At 50.1% G+C, this 17221-nt stretch carries 13 protein-coding genes and 1 tRNA gene; 7 read left to right on the forward strand and 7 right to left on the reverse strand.

Features of this window, described 5'->3' with window-relative positions; translation table 11 throughout:
- The first annotated feature begins 40 nt into the window (after positions 1-40).
- Positions 41-1414, forward strand: coding sequence for an FAD-binding oxidoreductase (locus ACTHTS_RS01855; RefSeq protein ID WP_440369056.1), 1374 nt, complete (start codon positions 41-43; stop codon positions 1412-1414).
- A 53-nt stretch (positions 1415-1467) separates the two neighbouring features.
- On the opposite strand, the gene ACTHTS_RS01860 is transcribed toward ACTHTS_RS01855, so the two are convergent.
- Positions 1468-2298, reverse strand: coding sequence for a symmetrical bis(5'-nucleosyl)-tetraphosphatase (locus tag ACTHTS_RS01860; protein WP_107848823.1), 831 nt, complete (start codon positions 2296-2298; stop codon positions 1468-1470).
- 70 nt (positions 2299-2368) lie between these two features.
- Positions 2369-2758 (reverse strand): RidA family protein, encoded by a 390-nt coding sequence (locus ACTHTS_RS01865; RefSeq protein WP_440369057.1) that lies wholly within the window; start codon positions 2756-2758, stop codon positions 2369-2371.
- Between the two features lie 170 nt (positions 2759-2928).
- On the opposite strand from ACTHTS_RS01865, the gene yaaA reads away from it, so the two are divergent.
- Together yaaA and ACTHTS_RS01875 are read left to right on the forward strand one after the other, a co-directional pair.
- Positions 2929-3708 (forward strand): peroxide stress protein YaaA, encoded by a 780-nt coding sequence (gene yaaA / locus ACTHTS_RS01870; protein ID WP_440369058.1) that lies wholly within the window; start codon positions 2929-2931, stop codon positions 3706-3708.
- Between the two features lie 79 nt (positions 3709-3787).
- Positions 3788-3878, forward strand: a tRNA-Ser gene (locus ACTHTS_RS01875).
- 145 nt (positions 3879-4023) lie between these two features.
- Here ACTHTS_RS01875 and ACTHTS_RS01880 read toward each other — a convergent pair.
- From ACTHTS_RS01880 to ACTHTS_RS01900, 5 genes are all read right to left on the reverse strand, one after another.
- Positions 4024-5628: an ABC transporter ATP-binding protein gene (locus ACTHTS_RS01880; RefSeq protein WP_440369059.1), complete on the reverse strand. Its 1605-nt coding sequence runs from the start codon at positions 5626-5628 to the stop codon at positions 4024-4026.
- 24 nt (positions 5629-5652) lie between these two features.
- Entirely contained in the window at positions 5653-6561 is a 909-nt protein-coding gene (oppC, locus tag ACTHTS_RS01885; protein ID WP_003683112.1) for an oligopeptide ABC transporter permease OppC, read from the reverse strand.
- 72 nt (positions 6562-6633) lie between these two features.
- The gene (gene oppB / locus ACTHTS_RS01890) at positions 6634-7554 is read right to left on the reverse strand and encodes an oligopeptide ABC transporter permease OppB (protein WP_036490316.1); all 921 of its coding nucleotides are present in this window, start codon (positions 7552-7554) and stop codon (positions 6634-6636) included.
- 231 nt (positions 7555-7785) lie between these two features.
- Entirely contained in the window at positions 7786-9582 is a 1797-nt protein-coding gene (locus tag ACTHTS_RS01895) for an aminopeptidase P family protein (protein ID WP_440369060.1), read from the reverse strand.
- A 75-nt stretch (positions 9583-9657) separates the two neighbouring features.
- Positions 9658-11277 carry an ABC transporter substrate-binding protein gene (locus tag ACTHTS_RS01900; RefSeq protein ID WP_063068242.1) on the reverse strand — a complete coding sequence of 540 codons (1620 nt, stop codon included), beginning with the start codon at positions 11275-11277 and terminating at the stop codon, positions 9658-9660.
- A 329-nt stretch (positions 11278-11606) separates the two neighbouring features.
- Between ACTHTS_RS01900 and ACTHTS_RS01905 the strand changes: the two genes are divergently transcribed.
- From ACTHTS_RS01905 to ACTHTS_RS01920, 4 genes are all read left to right on the forward strand, one after another.
- The gene (locus ACTHTS_RS01905; protein ID WP_440369061.1) at positions 11607-12680 is read left to right on the forward strand and encodes a porin; all 1074 of its coding nucleotides are present in this window, start codon (positions 11607-11609) and stop codon (positions 12678-12680) included.
- 124 nt (positions 12681-12804) lie between these two features.
- Complete coding sequence (locus ACTHTS_RS01910) at positions 12805-14322, forward strand: polyamine aminopropyltransferase (protein ID WP_440369181.1); 1518 nt, start codon at positions 12805-12807, stop codon at positions 14320-14322.
- 166 nt (positions 14323-14488) lie between these two features.
- The gene (locus tag ACTHTS_RS01915) at positions 14489-14956 is read left to right on the forward strand and encodes an FxsA family protein (RefSeq protein WP_440369062.1); all 468 of its coding nucleotides are present in this window, start codon (positions 14489-14491) and stop codon (positions 14954-14956) included.
- Between the two features lie 178 nt (positions 14957-15134).
- Complete coding sequence (locus ACTHTS_RS01920; protein WP_440369063.1) at positions 15135-16982, forward strand: transglycosylase SLT domain-containing protein; 1848 nt, start codon at positions 15135-15137, stop codon at positions 16980-16982.
- The last annotated feature ends 239 nt before the right edge of the window (positions 16983-17221 follow it).

The following is a 17221-nucleotide window of genomic DNA, read 5'->3' on the forward strand; positions in this document are numbered from 1 at the left end:
TTCCTCACACTCCCCTTCCCGACTTTTTCGCCTGACTGCCATGCACCTTCACGACCGTTTTACTGAGTTTCTTTCCGCCTCTGAAATCATCGAAGCCACTCCGGCCTTGTTAAACGACCAACGCCGCCGCTTTGTTTCTTCGCCGGATATTGTCTTACAGCCGAACTCTGTCGAGAGCGTGCAGAAAATCATGCGTTTCTGTTTTGAAAACCGCATCTGTGTAACCCCGCAAGGCGGCAATACAGGATTATGCGGCGCAACGGTAACCACTGAGGGCGTACTGCTCAACCTCTCCAAGCTCAACCGCATCCGCGATATCAACCTTGCCGACAACAGCATGACGGTTGAAGCTGGCGTAATTTTGCAGAATGCTCAAAAGGCAGCAGCCGAAGCCGGTCGACTGTTTCCGCTCAGCCTTGCCAGCGAAGGCTCTTGCCAAATCGGCGGCAATATCGCCTGTAATGCCGGCGGTTTGAATGTCTTGCGTTATGGCAGCATGCGTGATTTGGTATTGGGTTTGGAAGTCGTTTTACCAAACGGCGAACTGGTTTCCCACCTTCAGCCCCTACACAAAAACACGACCGGCTACGATTTGCGCCATCTTTTTATCGGCAGCGAAGGAACATTGGGCATCATTACCGCCGCCACACTCAAACTCTTTGCCCAGCCCAAAACCAAAGCGACCGCATGGGTAGGTTTAGACGATATTGAATCCGCCGTCTCGCTTTTAACTGCGGTGCAAGGCCATTTTGCCGAACGCTTGACCAGCTTCGAGCTGATCAGCCGCTTTGCCCTCGATTTATCTTCAGAATTCAGCCAACTCAAAAAGCCTGCCGACGCGGAATGGCATATTTTGATTGAACTCGCAGATTCCGTTCCCGATGCCGGACTGGATGAAAAGCTTGCTGAATTTCTCTATCAAAACGGATGGGAAAACAGTATCTTGGCGCAATCCGAGCAAGAGCGCTCCGACTTATGGATCTTGCGTGAAAATATTTCCGCTTCCCAACGCAAACTCGGCACCAGCATCAAACACGACATTGCCGTCCCTATCGCCCAAGTGGCCGCCTTTGTCCGCCAATGCGCCCCTACCTTGGAAACCCGTTTCCCCGGCATACAAATTGTCTGCTTCGGACATTTAGGCGACGGCAGCCTGCATTACAATACATTCCTGCCCAACGTATTGAGCAACGAAGCCTACCAATACGAAGACGCCGTCAATACCATCGTTTATGAAAACATCCTTGCCTGCCACGGTACGATTGCCGCCGAACACGGCGTAGGCATCATCAAAAAACATTGGCTGCCCCGTGTACGTACGCAGGCCGAACTCGTTCTGATGCATGCCATCAAAAATCAGCTTGACCCTTATAGCATTATGAATCCGGACAAACTCCTGCCTTCTTTGGATTAACCAATACAAAAGGCCGTCTGAAACATTTCAGACGGCCTTTTATCTTATCCAAACTATTTCAATGCCGTTTTCCAATCCAATCCGCCCAACGACGGTACCTGTATCACTTCATTGGTATCCAAATTGACCGCTGTCAGCTCTCCGCCCCACAACGCGCCGGTATCCAAAGCGATAACCTGATCGGTATTAACGTAGCCCAATGACGACCAATGTCCGAACACGGTAATATAATCCAAATTCTGCCTATCGGGTGCTTTAAACCAAGGGCGCAGGTAAAGCGGCATTTTTTTCAAAGTGGATTTATATTCGTAATCCAATTCGCCTTTGTACGTCAGTGCACGCATACGGGTAAAGACGTTGATAATCATGCGTAGGCGCTCGTAGCCTGTCAAATCGTCCGTCCACTCGGTCGGCTTGTTGCCGTACATTTTGCCAAAAAATTTCCTGTACTTTTTACCTTGCAATTCATCCTCAGCTTCACGGGCAAGGCTTTCGGCTTTATTAACAGACCATTGCGGCAAAATACCAGCATGCACCATCACATGCCTGTCGCCGCGTACCAAAAGCGGTTGATGACGCAGCCAGTCAAGCATGGCATGACTATCGGGATGGGTCAAAATCGGCTCAACCGTATCACTACGCTTGAGCGTTCCTTCACCGCAACCGACTGCCAAAAGATGTAAATCATGATTACCCAAAACCATTTGCACGCTGCTGTCATGCTCTTTGGCAAATCTCAGGGTTTCCAAGGACTTCGGGCCGCGATTAACAATATCGCCGACCAGCCAAAGGGTGTCCGTACCATGATTAAAGCCGATTTTGGCAAGCAACAAAGTCAGCTCGTCAAAACAGCCTTGAATGTCTCCGATTGCGTAATGTGCCATTATTATTGTTTTCCGTTGTTATTCTTTTCAGACGGCCTCAAGACCAGCCCAGGCCGTCTGAAAACATCAATTATGCATTTAAAACCAATACAGCCTCTGCTTCAACCTGAACGCCTTTAGGCAGGCTGGCCACGCCAACCGCCGCGCGCGCAGGGAAAGGTTGTTCGATAAATTCAGCCATCACTTCATTGAACACGGCAAAGTTGGCCAAATCAGTCAAATAAGCATTGAGTTTGACGATATCGTTTAAAGAACCGCCGGCTGCTTCGGCTACGGCTCGCAGGTTTTTAAATACTTGCACTGCTTCGGCGCGGAAGTTGCCATCGCCGACCACGGTCATCGTAGCCGGATCCAAAGGAATCTGACCGCTCATATAAACCGTATCGCCTGCGCGGACTGCTTGGCTGTATGCGCCAATCGCGGCAGGGGCTTTGTCGGTATGGATAATGGTTTTAGACATGATATTCTCCTCAAATAGAAATGTCAGAATCAGGTGGAAGCTTCGAATTTTACTTTCAACAGAAATACGTTTCAATAAAAGCATTCAATTAATGCGTTTATCCCGTCTTGTTCTTCCCCGATTTTAAACCTACAATCCCACACATTATTCATTTCAAAGCCGAAATTATCATGTTTTTTGTCTTATCCCCAGCCAAAAACCTCAACGAAAAAGACTCCTCACCCGTCAGCAGCTTTACCCTGCCCGACCTTCTGCCCGAAGCAGAAATCCTGATGCAGGAGTTGCGCCAGCTTGCCCCCCAACAAATCGCCGAGCTGATGCATGTTTCCGATAAAATCGCCCTGCTCAATGCCGAACGCAATGCCGCATGGCACACGCCGTTTACGCCTGAAAACGCCAAACAAGCCGTATTTATGTTCAACGGCGACGTCTATGAAGGCATCGCCGCCGATACGCTCAAACCGGAACAAATCGACTACCTGCAACAACACGTCCGCCTGCTCTCCGGCCTATACGGCGTACTGCGCCCACTCGACTTGATGCAGCCCTACCGCTTGGAAATGGGCACAGCCTTTGCCAACACACGCGGCAAAAACCTCTACGAATTTTGGGGCGACAAAATTACCGACCTGCTCAACCAAACACTGAAGCAGGCCGGCAGCGACGTTTTAATCAACCTCGCCTCACAAGAATATTTTAAATCCGTCAACACCAAAAAACTCAACGCACGCCTGATTACGCCGATTTTTAAAGACGAGAAAAACGGCAAATACAAAATCATCAGCTTCTACGCCAAGCGTGCGCGCGGTTTGATGGTGCGCTACGCGGCAGAACACAGCATTACCGAGCCTGAAATGCTCAAAAATTTCGACTACGAGGGCTATTCATTCAATGAAGCAGCTTCAAACGAAGCCGAATGGGTATTCATGCGTGAAAAACAATCCAAATAAAAACAAAATACTAGATATTTTCCCTAAAATACCACTTGGCAAAGGCCGTAAGTTCCATTAATATTACGGCTTCAAGAATGGAAGCGTGGCAGAGCGGTTTAATGCAACGGTCTTGAAAACCGTCGAGGGTTGATAGCCCTCCGTGAGTTCGAATCTCACCGCTTCCGCCATTCTTGATAAGGATATAAAGACTTGATTGATTCAAGTCTTTTTTTATTTTTGTCCTTTTGAAATTTAAGTTTATTTTGACAGGTCAACATTATCGATAAACCAAAGGCCGTCTGAAAATTTCTTTTCAGACGGCCTTTTCCTTTTCTACAAATCAAATGCGGCGTTAATCAAACGTTTGGTGTAATCGTTTTGCGGATGGTGGAAAATCTGATCCGCGCTGCCGTACTCAACCATTTCGCCCTGCTTCATCACAATTACATTGTCGCTGACAGCGCGCACGACAGACAAATCATGACTAATGAACATATAAGTCAGGCCGTATTTCTTTTGCAAATCGCGCAAAAGTTCGACTACTTTGGATTGCACGGAGCGGTCAAGTGCAGAAGTCGGCTCATCCAAAAGGATGAATTTAGGGCGCAGGATAACGGCGCGTGCAATGGCGATACGCTGACGCTGGCCGCCGGAGAACTCATGCGGATAACGGTTGAGCGCGTCAAGCGGCAGGGACACTTCCTTCATGACTTCCAAAACGCGCTGGATACGTTCTTTTTTGGTCATTTCAGGATGATGAACCGTCAAACCTTCGCCAATAATTTCTCCAACGGTCAAACGCGGAGAAAGCGAACCGAACGGATCTTGGAACACAATTTGCCGTTGCGATTTCAGACGGCGTGCTTCTTCGGCGGTATAGTTTTTCAGGTCTTTGCCTTCAAAGGAGATATGGCCGGTATAAGGCAGCATCTGCATGACGGCTTTGCCCAGCGTAGATTTGCCGGAACCGGACTCGCCGACGACGCCCAATGTTTCGCCTTCTTTAATTTTGAGGCTGATGCCTTTGACGGCGTCAAAAGTTTTGAGCGGCTTGCCGAAAAAGTTTTGCTTCAATACGAAAGAAACATTGACATTATCGGCATCGATTAACACTCCGGCGCTGGTTTCTTCCGGCTCTTTCATGCCCTTGGGAATGGCATTGATGAGTTCGGTGGTATATTCGTGTTTCGGATGGGCAAATACTTCTTTGATTTTGCCGCGCTCGACAATTTCGCCGTTACGCATGACGCAGACGGTTTTGGAATAGTGTTCCGCCAAACCCAAATCGTGGGTAATGAAGATAATCGCCATGCCCATTTGCTGTTGCAAATCGTGGAGCAAATCAAGAATCTCGGCTTGAATGGTCACATCCAAAGCCGTGGTCGGTTCGTCGGCAATCAGCAAGTCAGGTTCATTGATGAGCGCCATGGCAATCATGATGCGTTGCAGCTGACCACCGGAAAACTCATGCGGATACTGCTTCATGCGGCGTTCGGCTTCTTTAATGCCCACACGTTCCAACAATGCCAATGCTTTCTGCCCTGCTTCTTTTTTGCCAAGCTTTTTATTGTGCACACGTGCCGCTTCAATCAGTTGCATACCGATACGCATAAACGGATTGAGCGAGGTCATCGGCTCTTGGAAAATCACGCTGATGCGGTTGCCGCGCAAATCACGCAGGGTTTTCTCATCAGCATCCAAAATGGAAATGCCGTCAAAAGTAATGCGCGAATCTTTGCTGTATCGGGCAAATTTCTCAGGTAGCAGGCGCATAACGGACATAGATGTTACAGACTTGCCCGAACCGGACTCGCCGACCAAAGCCAATGTTTCGCCCTCTGCCACTTTAAAGCTGACATTACGCACGGCGTGCACGTTCTTTTCATGCAATTCAAAATTGATGTCCAGATTTTCTACAACCAGTAACTGTTTTGTCATTTTGATTATCCTTTTGGTTGTGGTTTAGCGGTCTTTCGGGTCGAGCGCATCGCGCAGGCCGTCGCCGATAAAGTTGAAACAGAACAAGGTGGTTACCAAGAAGAAACTTGGCACGAGCAGCTGCCAAGGTGCGGCTTCCATCGAAATCGCGCCTTCTTGCAACATCGAACCCCAACTGGTCATCGGCTCTTGCACGCCCAAGCCCAAGAAGCTCAAGAAGGATTCAAACATAATCATGCCCGGCACCAACAAAGAGGCATACACCATCACCACGCCCAAAACATTCGGAATAATGTGGCGCGTTACGATTTTACGTTTTGCCACGCCGCTCACACGCGCCGCTTCGACAAACTCTTTATGCTTCAAGCTCAAGGTTTGGCCGCGCACAATACGTGCCACGTCCAGCCAAGACACTAAACCCACGGCGGCAAAAATCAAAAGCAGATTACGGCCGAAGAACGTGGTCAGCAGAATCACGAAAAACATAAACGGAAATGCGTTCAAAATTTCCAAAAAGCGCATCATCAGCGAATCGAGCTTACCGCCGATAAAGCCGGCAATCGCGCCATAAAGCGTACCGATGACAACGGCCACCAATGCGCCGGCCACACCGACCAGCAAGGAAATACGTCCGCCGGTTGCCGCACGCGACAGCAAATCGCGGCCGAGCAAATCCGTACCCAGATAGTGATGGGTAGAAAAGGACGGCGGAATCTGCATATTGTCCCAGTCGGTGAAGTCGTAGGTGTAGCGGACAATCCATGGCGCCACAATCACAAAAATGCTGATCAGCAACAGGATGATAATGCTGTACACCGCCGCTTTGTTCTGTTTAAAACGCCGCCATGCGTCGCTCCACAGGCTTTTGCCGTGTACTTGGGCGTATTCTGCTGCCTCTGCGAGGGCCTGAGTCTGCTTCTTTTTGAATAACATAATATTCTCTCTCGCTTTTTATTCTTTCTTCAGGCCGTCTGAACGTTTCAGACGGCCTTTGCGCAAATGGGATTAATAACGGATTTTCGGGTCAATAATGGCATACAGAATATCGAGGATGGCGTTGAACAAAATGGTCATGATGCCGACCAAAATCGTCAAACCCAAAATCATGCCGTAGTCGCGGTTGAGCGCGCCGTTGACAAATAATTGTCCGACGCCGGGAATACCGAACACGTTTTCAATCACAATGGAGCCGGTAATGATGCCGACGAATGCCGGGCCTAAGAAAGAAACAATCGGCAGCATGGCGGGACGCAGCGCATGGCGCAGGATGATGCGGCTCATAGGCAGGCCTTTGGCGCGTGCCGTGCGGATAAAGGGGCTGTTCAATACTTCAATCATCGCGCCGCGCGTAATCCGCGCGATACTGGATACATAACCGATGGACAAAGTAACGACGGGCAAAATCAAGTTCATCAGTGCGCCATCGTTCCAACCGCCCGCAGGCAGCCATTGCAGTCTGACGGCAAACACCAGCACCAATACCGGCGCCATCACAAAGCTGGGAACGACGATACCGGTCATCGCACCGCTCATCAGCGCATAATCCAGCCAGCTGTTTTGTTTTAAGGCAGCGATAATGCCGATAAACATGCCGAAGATAGCGGCAATCAAAAAGGCGTAGAAGCCGAGTTCTGCCGATACCGGCAGGGATTGGGCAAGCAACTCATTAACGCTGAAATCTTTATATTTGAACGACGGTCCTAAATCCCCCTGCGCCAACTGCTTGAGGTAGTGGAAATATTGGAGGTACATCGGATCATTGAGGTGATATTTGGCTTCAATGTTGGCCATGACCGCAGGCGGCAAATTGCGCTCACCTGTGAACGGGCTACCCGGTGCAAGCCGCATCAGGAAAAAAGATACGGTAATCAACACCAGCATGGTCGGGATGGAAGCACATATCCGTTTGATGATGAATTTCAACATAATCAGGCTGTCCTGTCTGAACATACCGGACTCGTGAAAACAAGCTGACCTGAAGCGGAAATCGGATGAATGGCAGCAGGCATCTGTAACGTCGCCGCGCCGGTTTCTCTCTCTATTCCGACCGGGTTATTGTTTTTATTCGGAGTCGGGTAAGGTTTTTTAGTTTTTAGATAATTGTTGTTATAAGGCCGTCTGAAACTTTGTATCCGCCGTTTCAGACGGCCTTTCACGTTAACGCGCCAAAGGTTTGGTGCGTTCAATCAGCCATGCTTTGGCCGCGCCTTCTGTCAAAGGCTCAAGACGGCGGCGTACTTCAGCGTGATATTGGTTCAGCCATTCGATTTCGCTACCGGTCATCAGTTTGGTATCGATGAGGCGCGTATCGATTGGGCAGAGGGTAACGGTTTCAAAATACAGGAATTTGCCGAACTCGGTTTCCTCTGGGTTTTCAACCGGACGGTTGATTACCAGACTTTCGATACGGATACCCCATTTGCCCGGACGGTAAAGACCCGGCTCGTTAGAAGTCAGCATGCCTGACTTCATCCCGTGATGCGGTTGCGGCACGGCAGCAACGGCAATGCTTTGCGGACCTTCATGCACATTGAGGAAATAGCCCACGCCATGGCCTGTACCGTGACCGTAATCGCATTGCGCCTGCCAGAGCGATTTGCGGCAGATGGCATCAATCATCGGGCCTTTGATGTTTTCAGGGAAAATGGTCTCCGCCAGAGAAATATGCGCCTTCAACACCAAAGTGTAATCGCGCTTCATGGCCGCACTCGGATTGCCGACAGGCACCACGCGCGTGATGTCGGTCGTACCGCCCCAGTATTGGCCGCCGGAATCAATCAGCAGCATACCGTCGCCTTTGATTTTGCTGTTGTTTTCCGGCGTCGCGCTGTAATGAGGCAAGGCGGCATTGGCATTGTAGCCGGCAATGGTGTCGAAACTTGGCGAAATAAAGCCGGGACGTTGACTGCGGTATTTATAGAGCATGCCGTCGATGTCCAGCTCGCTCAATTCGCCGCCGTCTGCCAAGATTTGTTCAAACTCGGCAAAGAAGCCGCACAATGCCGCGCCGTCTTCCGCCATGGTATTGCGGATATGGGCGATGTCGGCATCGGATTTAACAGATTTGAAGAATGTGCTTGGGTGAATGGCTTCAATCAAACGGACGTCTTCAGGCAGGCGGCGCAAAGTACCGACAGCAGTTTTGTTCGGATCAATCAGCAATGCGCCGTTAACGCCTGCCAAATAGTCCGCCGCTTGCGCATAAGGCAATACTTCAAAACCTGCCGCTTTCAAAGCTTCGGCAGATTCGGCTTTCAGACGGCCTGCATCGGTAAACAATACGGCTTTGTCTTGGCTGATAAACAGATGGGACAAGAACACGGGGTTGAACGGTACATCATCGCCGCGCAGATTGGTAATCCAAGCGATGTCGTCCAAAGAAGAAACCAAATGCGCCTCTGCGCCCTGCTCTTTCATGGCCGCACGGATACGGGCCAGTTTTTCGGCCGCCGTTTCGGAAACATAGTCGGGATGGTGGACGTAGATTTCCGGAGTCGGCAATGCAGGACGGTCGTCCCACACTTCGTCCAACAAGGTTTCAGGATATTCGAGGCGGATGTTTTTGGCGGCAAGTGCCTGTTTCAAACCGCGCTCGCCGCTGAGTGCGAACATATCGGCAGGCGCACCGACCACTGCACCCTCGGGCAGATTTTGTGCCAACCACTCGGTATAAGGCGCATCAACGCCCATTTTTTGCAGCTCGATGCCGTTTGGCGCAAGCTGTTGGCCTGCCTGTTCCCAATAGCGGCTGTCCGTCCACACGCCTGCTTTATCGGCGGTCACCACCAAAGTGCCGGCCGAACCGGTAAAGCCGGAAAAATCGCGGCGTGCCTGCCAATGCTCGGGCAGGTATTCGGAAAGGTGCGGATCGGCGGAAGGAATGACAAACGCGTCCACACCATGTTTTTTCATGGCTTCGCGCAAAGCGGACAAACGTTGTTGTACAGATTTCATGTGTTATGTCTCCTGTTGTTTCAGACGGCCTCTGTCATTAAGGCCGTCTGAAAACTTGTGCTATCTATAATCAATCTATTTTTTCGGTGCGAACGACCAGCTCTTGACCGTATAGTTCCGCAAAGGGTCTTTGTCGGAATAGCCGATAATATCGGGTTTGACCATACGCACTTCAACCTGATGATACAGCGGAATCAGTGCAGCGTCTTCTTGAAGCTGCTTCTCCGCATCGGCATAGAGCTGGCTGCGCGCTTCCTTGCTGACACCATCTTTCAGCGTATTGTTCATAAATGTATCAAACGCCGCGCTTTTGTAGCGGAATGCATTGTTTGAGTTGTTGGATTTCAAGATATTGAGCATGCCCGCCGGGTCGTTAAAATCAGAACACCAGCCACTGAACGAAACCTTGAAATTGCCTTGCGCGCGCGTATCCAAATAAGTTTTCCATTCCTCGTTGGACAAAGTCGGACGGATAAACGGAATGGCGGCTTTCCACACCGACTGCACGGCAGTAATTTGTTTTTTGGACGCTTCGCTGGTGCTGTACAAAATATCAAACTCAAGCGGATGGTCATCGTTGTAGCCTGCTTCGTTCAACAGTTTGCGTGCGGTTTCGATGCGTTTTTCAGGCGTCCACTCTTTCCACTCAGGATAAACAGGAATCACGCCCTGCATTTGCGGTGGTGTCAATTGGAACGCAGGCGTATCGCCACGACCGCCCACTTTGACGACGATGTCGCGGCGCGTCAGCATATTGAGCGCCTTGCGGACGCGCGGATCGTTAAACGGCGCTGCTTCGTGGTTCGGCTCCAAATACCAGCTACATAAAGAAGTTGTACGTTTCACTTGTCCCGGAAACTCAATATCCGCCACTTTGACCTGATCACTGGGAATACCGTAGGTCACATCAATTTCATTGGCGCGATAACGGTTGTACTCGCCGCTGCCTGACAAGAAAACCGCCTTCGGAATGGCTACTTTGTCTTTATCGTAATAATTGGGATTGCGTTCCATATTAATGTGGCTGTTGACTTTCCAATCCGTTAACAGATAAGCGCCACTGGAAACATAATGACCGGGCTGCGTCCACTTATTGCCGTATTTTTCAACAGTGGCGCGGTGAACCGGAAATGTGAATTGCTGAATCAGCATATCGGGGAAATAAGGCACGGGCGCAATCAGCGTAAATTGCAGGGTCTTCGCGTCCAACGCCTTGACGCCCAATGTCTCAGGCTTGGCTTTGCCGTTTAATATATCTTCCGCATTTTCCACTTGTGCATCGACCAAATAGCTGCCGAAAGGTGCGCCAGTGGCCGGATCGGCAAGACGACGGAAGCTGTATACAAAATCTTCGGCAGTAATCGGATCGCCATTGCTCCATTTAGCATCACGCAGATGGAAGGTCCAAATACGCTCGCCCTCGCTCTCCCATTTTTCCGCCAAAGCAGGAATGGTTTTGCCTTCGGCATCCGTACCGACCAAACCATCCATCAACTGACGGATAATCGCACCAGCCGCCATATCGCCGCTCATCTGAGGATCCAGCGTACCCGGCTCAACGCCGTTGCTGACCACTACACGCTCATAATCGGTACGTTTAAACTCAGGAGCAGGCTTAACATCGCGGCTGCACGCCGACAACGCGAATACGGCAGCCAATGATGCAGCCAACAGCGGATAGGTTTTTCCGGCCATATTTCATTCCTTCTTTTTGGGTATTCTTCTTTTTCAGACGGCCTGATTATTCAAACTACACTCGACTACATTTAGTTAGAATTTTTCCAATGCAGTTAAATCGTCTATTTCAAGTCATGAAAATAGTGTTTTAAACTGCATATTCCATCAGAATAATAATGAGCCATCCAAGATTGTCGGCAAATTAACACAAAAATACGTAACTGAAAACTATTTTTCAATTTATCCTACGATAAGTTACAAATGTATTGATTTTTTATGATTTGTCAAATAAGATTATCCGAACTCTTTCGCCATAAGCAAGAAAAAGACATAAAAAGGAGAATCAAATGAAGAAGTTATCTTACTTTATTGCCACCACCCTCATAGGCTCTTCCATAAGCATCGCCCACGCCGAACCTAAAATGAGCGGTACCATCTACCTCATGACCGAGGTCGAACACAACAATAAAACCGGCGTAACCAATACAACCATTTCCGATAAAAGTTCCAGTCTTTATCTCTCCGATGAAGTACGACTCAACAACGACTTATGGCTGAAATGGCAACTTGGCTCCTTTATTTACTTCGATTCAGACAGCTGGAGCGGCTGGGGCTCTGCCGACTCATACGTCGCACTCAACAGCTACAAAAACCTTGGCACCGTCAAAATGGGCTACATCAGTACACCCATGAACAGCATTTATCTGAACCCGTTCGACACCAACAGCTCGATTTTGGAATTCGGCAAAATTTCTCGCTTCGGCCAACGTCGCGTTTCTATGGCTTATGAGTCTCCTTGGAAAAACGGTTTCCAATTCAAATTCAACGTTTCCCCAGGTTCCAATGCTCCGCGTAACAACAACGGCTGGAAGCCGGATAAAAAACGTGACGGCGACTGGGTCTTCGGCTGGGGCATGGACTACTACCACCCAAGCAACGGCTTTAACGCGCACTACGCTGCCGAATACGCACCCAACGACTCTCCGACCGAAACCAAAGACTTCCAAGCCCATGCATTCATGGCCGGATACAGCAAAGACAAAATCTCCGTCGATGCCGCGTTCCAATACGCCAAAAACACTTGCGACGGCTTCAGCTGCTGGGGGCCATGGGAGGAGGAGAAGAATGGTATAAAAATAAAACACGAAGACAAAGAAATCAACAACACCAAAGAATTTATGGTGTCCGGCTCATACAAAGTAGGCAATTTCAAACCTCAAATCGGCTTCGCCTACGGTAAAAGCTCTATCGGCGAAGACTACAAACACGTCGCCGTCAGCACCGATTACAGCTTCTCCAAACGGACGACCGCCACACTCGGCGCCGGCTGGTTGAAAGAAAACGTCAATCCGAAATACGACGAAGATTTGCCGAAAAAATCTTCTTACGCCGTAGGCATGGTATTCAAACACCGCTATTAATGCCTGACAGATTAAAGGCCGTCTGAAACAATTTGTTCAGACGGCCTTTTCTACATCCTATAATTAAACTTGCAGCCCACCTTAAAAATCATTACATTGCCCACACTCAAGCAACAAAAACGTCATCATGAACGCCCACCGCACCCTCATCATCTCCGTTTTTATCGTCGCCAGCTGCGGCCTCGCTTACGAGCTCATCATCGCTGCGCTCGCAAGCTATCTTTTGGGCGACAGTATTTTGCAGTTTTCCTCCGTCATCGGGCTTTATCTGTTTTCAATGGGTATCGGTGCCCACCTGACCCAATACATCAAAGATAAAGACGTGTTGCACCGCTTTATCGAAATCGAACTTTTGGTCGGCATCATTGGCGGTATTTCCGCGCTGGCATTATTTGTGGCCTTCGGTTTATCCGCCGCCCCGTTCCGCACCCTGCTCTACGCTTTTGTACTGATTGTCGGCATGGTTGTCGGCATGGAAATTCCTTTGGTCATGCGCGTGTTAAACCAAAAAGGGGCGGAATTTAAAGAACTCGTTTCTAAAGTATTGACCTTCGACTACTTGGGCGCACTTGCCGTCTCGTTATTATTTCCGCTCCTGCTCGCCCCCAAACTCGGCATGGCGCGTTCCGCCTTGTTGTTTGGCATCTTCAACGCCGCCGTCGCCTATCTGACCGCCCGCGTATTCAAATCCGAATTACCCCGCTATCACGCCATCCGTACGCGTGCGTTTATCGTATTGACCGCGCTCATTACGCTCTTCGTCTACGCCGACCGTATTTCCTTTAAAGCCGAACAAAGCTATTTCGGCGATCCCGTCGTCTATCAAAGCCATTCTCCCTACCAACGGCTGGTCGTTACACGCTGGAAAGACGACACCCGCCTCTACATCAATGGTAACCTGCAATTCTCCTCACGCGACGAAGCCCGTTACCATGAAGCACTTGTCCTGCCTGCCATGCAGATGGTTCCCAATGCCGAACGCGTCCTGATTCTCGGCGGCGGCGACGGATTAGCGGCACGCGAAGTCTTAAAATATCCGCAGGTCAAAAATGTTACTTTGGTCGATCTCGACCCCGACATGACCGCCACTTTTAAAACCTCTGCCACCTTGAGCGCACTCAACCAAGGCTCGCTGTCCCATCCCAAAATGCACGTTGTCAACGACGATGCCGCTAAATGGCTGGAAGGGTCGTCTGAAAAATTCGACGTTATCATCATCGACCTGCCCGACCCTTCCAATTTCTCGCTGGGCAAACTCTACTCCGTCCCCATGTACCGCCTCGTTGCCCGCCATCTTGAACCGCATGGCAAGATTGTTGTGCAATCCACTTCGCCTTATTTCGCACCCAATGCCTACTGGTCGGTCGTTGCCACCCTCGAAGCGGCCAAGTTGAATACCGCGCCCTATCATGTTTACGTCCCCTCATTTGGCGAATGGGGATTTGTGTTGGCAGGGCTTGACCAAAACTTCCCCATTCCGCAAAAATTCGACGTACCCACCCGCTATCTCAATGCTCAGACCGTCGCCGAAATGTTCCGCTTTCCGCCCGATATGGCAAGGCGCAAGGTGGAAGCAAATTATTTGAACAACCAAATTCTCGTCAGTTATTTTGAAAGCGATTGGAACAATGTGATGCGATAAAATATCTAAAGGCCGTCTGAAACATCTGTCTTCTTTTATCTCCGTTCAGACGGCCTCATCGCCTGTTTACCCTTTTTCACACAGCATTTGCTTGAAAAAATAAGGTTTATCTTTATCTAGATAAAACACAATCGACACTATCCGTTGAATGAAGGAACAAACACTTATGCAGTATTTTGGAATCGGTTTTTTGGTTTTAATCTTTTTGGAAATCATGTCCATCGTCTGGGTTGCCGACTGGATAGGTGGCGGCTGGACGCTGTTTGTGATGGCTCTCAGCTTTATCAGCGGTATCTTTATGCTGCGCCATACCGGCATTTCCGGCCTTTTGCTCGCAGGCGCAGCCGTCCGCAGCGGCCAAAATATTTCCCTCTATCAGATGCTGTGGCCGATTCGCTATACTGCCGCCGCGGTTTTCCTGCTCAGCCCCGGTTTTATTTCAACCGCCGTTGCCCTGCTCTTGCTGATTCCGTTTAAAGGCAACACGGCCGTTTCTTCTACGCAGTCTTTCCAAAGCCGCCAGACTTACAGCTCTGCCAAAGATGATGAAGACATTATCGAAGGTGAATATACGGTTACGCGCACCAGCAAAGCCGACAAGCCGCAAGACTATATCGAACACAAACCCGATTGACGACTTCCTTCATAAAAGGCCGTCTGAAATAAAAATACCTCAAAAGTGTTTCATATTTCAGACGGCCTTAGTCATCTCCAGGCTTTGAAAATGTAAATATCGGTTTGTAATTCGGTTATTCCGCATAAATCATTTAAAATAAGCAGTTATTTTGATTCTAAAAACGACACGGTACCCAATGAACGTTCAACGTCTTTTCCCTCTCTCCCTCAGCTTGATTACCGCCGCTGTTTTATCGGCGTGCGCCACCCAAAACACACCGACTGCTTCGAAAACCGAAACCGTCGTTCAGCCTAAATCTACTTCTATTCCTTCACGCCGCGCCGACAGTGAATCCAAAGTCCTGTCCGATTACAGCCAATACCAAAGCGCCATCGATACCGCCAAACGCGGTGACGATGCTTGGGTACAACAATTTTTATCCCAAGCCAGCGACAGCGCAATGGCTGAAAATGTCCGCAACGAATGGCTGAAAACCTTGGGCGCGCGCGGCCAATGGGATTTGTTCCGTCAAGAATTCGGCAAATTGAACGCCGCCGGCGTCGCACAAGAAGTGCAATGTTATGCCGATTTGAGCAGCGGCAATTACAGCAAAGCCGCCGAGCTGGTTCGCGTTACCGGCAAACTGCCTGCCGGCTGTACCCGCTTGGTTGAAAGCGCGGCAGCTTCAGGCCGTCTGAACGCCAACGATGCATGGCGTCGCGTACGCGGCTTATTGAGCAACAGCCAAACCACAGATGCACGCAACCTCGCCGCCGCATTGGGCAGCCCCTTTGAAGGTGGCGCGCAAGGCGCAACCGAATACAGCCTGTTGAGCGTAATCGGCAAAGATGCACGCAAATCCGCTTCTGCCGCCGCTACCCTGTCCGACATGGAATCAGGCCTCAGCCGCGAACAACGCAGCTTCGCATGGGGCGTATTGGGCCACTACCATGCACAAAGCCAAAATATGCCGACCGCTTTGAGCTACTACGGCCGCGTTTCCGACCGCAAACAACTGACCGACGAACAATTGGAATGGTACGCACGCGCCGCTTTGCGCCTGCAACGTTGGGACGAATTGGCAAGCGTGATTCAGCATATGCCTGAAAAACTGCAAAAAGACCCGACATGGCAATATTGGCTGGGCCGCAGCTTTGCCGCACAAGGCAAAAGCGGCCAAGCCAAAGAAATGTATGAAAAAACCGCCGCCTCCGGCCGCAATTTCTACGCCGTAATGGCAGGTGAAGAATTGGGTCGCCGCATCAATACGCGCAACAACGTTTCCGATGCTGATGCCAGAGACGTCCGCCGCATGAGCGAGGACGGTGCCATCAAACGCGCATTGGTTCTGTTTAAAAACAGCCAAAGCAACGGTGACTCCAAAATGCGCCGTCAGGCACAGGCGGAATGGCGTTTTGCCACTCGCGACTTCAACGAAGACAACCTGCTGACTGCCGCGCAAGTCGCTTTTGACAACCAGTTCTACGACATGGCAATCAACAGCGCAGACCGTACCGACCAAAAACTCAACTACAAGCTACGCTATCTCTCTCCGTTTAAAGACCTGACCGTCCGCTATGCCGCACAGGCAGGCGTTGACCCGGCATGGGTTTACGGTTTGATTCGCCAAGAGAGCCGCTTTGTCATGGGTGCGCAATCCAGCGTCGGCGCACAAGGCCTGATGCAGGTCATGCCTGCAACCGCCCGCGAAATCGCCGGCAAAATCGGCATGAGCAGCAGCGAACTCTACACCATGGATGGCAATATCCGCATGGGTACTTGGTACATGGCAGATGCCAAACGCCGCCTGCAAAATAACGAAGTGATGGCCACCGCAGGCTACAACGCCGGCCCCGGCCGCGCCCGCAACTGGCAGGCTTCTTCTCCTTTGGAAGGCGCCATCTACGCCGAGACCATCCCATTTACCGAAACCCGCGATTACGTGAAAAAAGTCATGACCAACGCGACTTATTACGCGTCATTGTTCAACGAACCGCAAACTTCGTTGAAACAACGTATGGGTACGGTTCCCGGCCGTTATTAATCCCGATAGGCCGTCTGAAAAGTGAGACAGAATCAAACGTTCAGACGGCCTGCAACCTTGACAGACTATCGGGTTTATAAGATAATCGCCCGATTGTTTCTGACCGAAAAGGTCACTTGCACGGCAAAAGCCGACTTGTTAGGAGGTGATGTTTACATCACGGCGCGTATCCCGCCCTGCCCTAGGCAAACCAGCGATACAACAACTCCCCTATTATGACAAACCGTCCTCTATTTCTT

Source organism: Neisseria sp. P0019.S003, from assembly GCF_051957115.1.
Classification (GTDB): domain Bacteria; phylum Pseudomonadota; class Gammaproteobacteria; order Burkholderiales; family Neisseriaceae; genus Neisseria; species Neisseria flavescens_D.

Bases quoted from the DNA above. Each gene is read 5' to 3' on its own strand.
- oppC (WP_003683112.1), bottom strand. From the start codon at position 6,561: ATGTTATTCAAAAAGAAGCAGACTCAGGCCCTCGCAGAGGCAGCAGAA.
- oppB (WP_036490316.1), bottom strand. From the start codon at position 7,554: ATGTTGAAATTCATCATCAAACGGATATGTGCTTCCATCCCGACCATG.
- yaaA (WP_440369058.1), top strand. From the start codon at position 2,929: ATGTTTTTTGTCTTATCCCCAGCCAAAAACCTCAACGAAAAAGACTCC.
- ACTHTS_RS01920 (WP_440369063.1), top strand. From the start codon at position 15,135: ATGAACGTTCAACGTCTTTTCCCTCTCTCCCTCAGCTTGATTACCGCC.
- ACTHTS_RS01880 (WP_440369059.1), bottom strand. From the start codon at position 5,628: ATGACAAAACAGTTACTGGTTGTAGAAAATCTGGACATCAATTTTGAA.
- ACTHTS_RS01905 (WP_440369061.1), top strand. From the start codon at position 11,607: ATGAAGAAGTTATCTTACTTTATTGCCACCACCCTCATAGGCTCTTCC.
- ACTHTS_RS01900 (WP_063068242.1), bottom strand. From the start codon at position 11,277: ATGGCCGGAAAAACCTATCCGCTGTTGGCTGCATCATTGGCTGCCGTA.
- ACTHTS_RS01860 (WP_107848823.1), bottom strand. From the start codon at position 2,298: ATGGCACATTACGCAATCGGAGACATTCAAGGCTGTTTTGACGAGCTG.
- ACTHTS_RS01865 (WP_440369057.1), bottom strand. From the start codon at position 2,758: ATGTCTAAAACCATTATCCATACCGACAAAGCCCCTGCCGCGATTGGC.
- ACTHTS_RS01895 (WP_440369060.1), bottom strand. From the start codon at position 9,582: ATGAAATCTGTACAACAACGTTTGTCCGCTTTGCGCGAAGCCATGAAA.
- ACTHTS_RS01855 (WP_440369056.1), top strand. From the start codon at position 41: ATGCACCTTCACGACCGTTTTACTGAGTTTCTTTCCGCCTCTGAAATC.
- ACTHTS_RS01915 (WP_440369062.1), top strand. From the start codon at position 14,489: ATGCAGTATTTTGGAATCGGTTTTTTGGTTTTAATCTTTTTGGAAATC.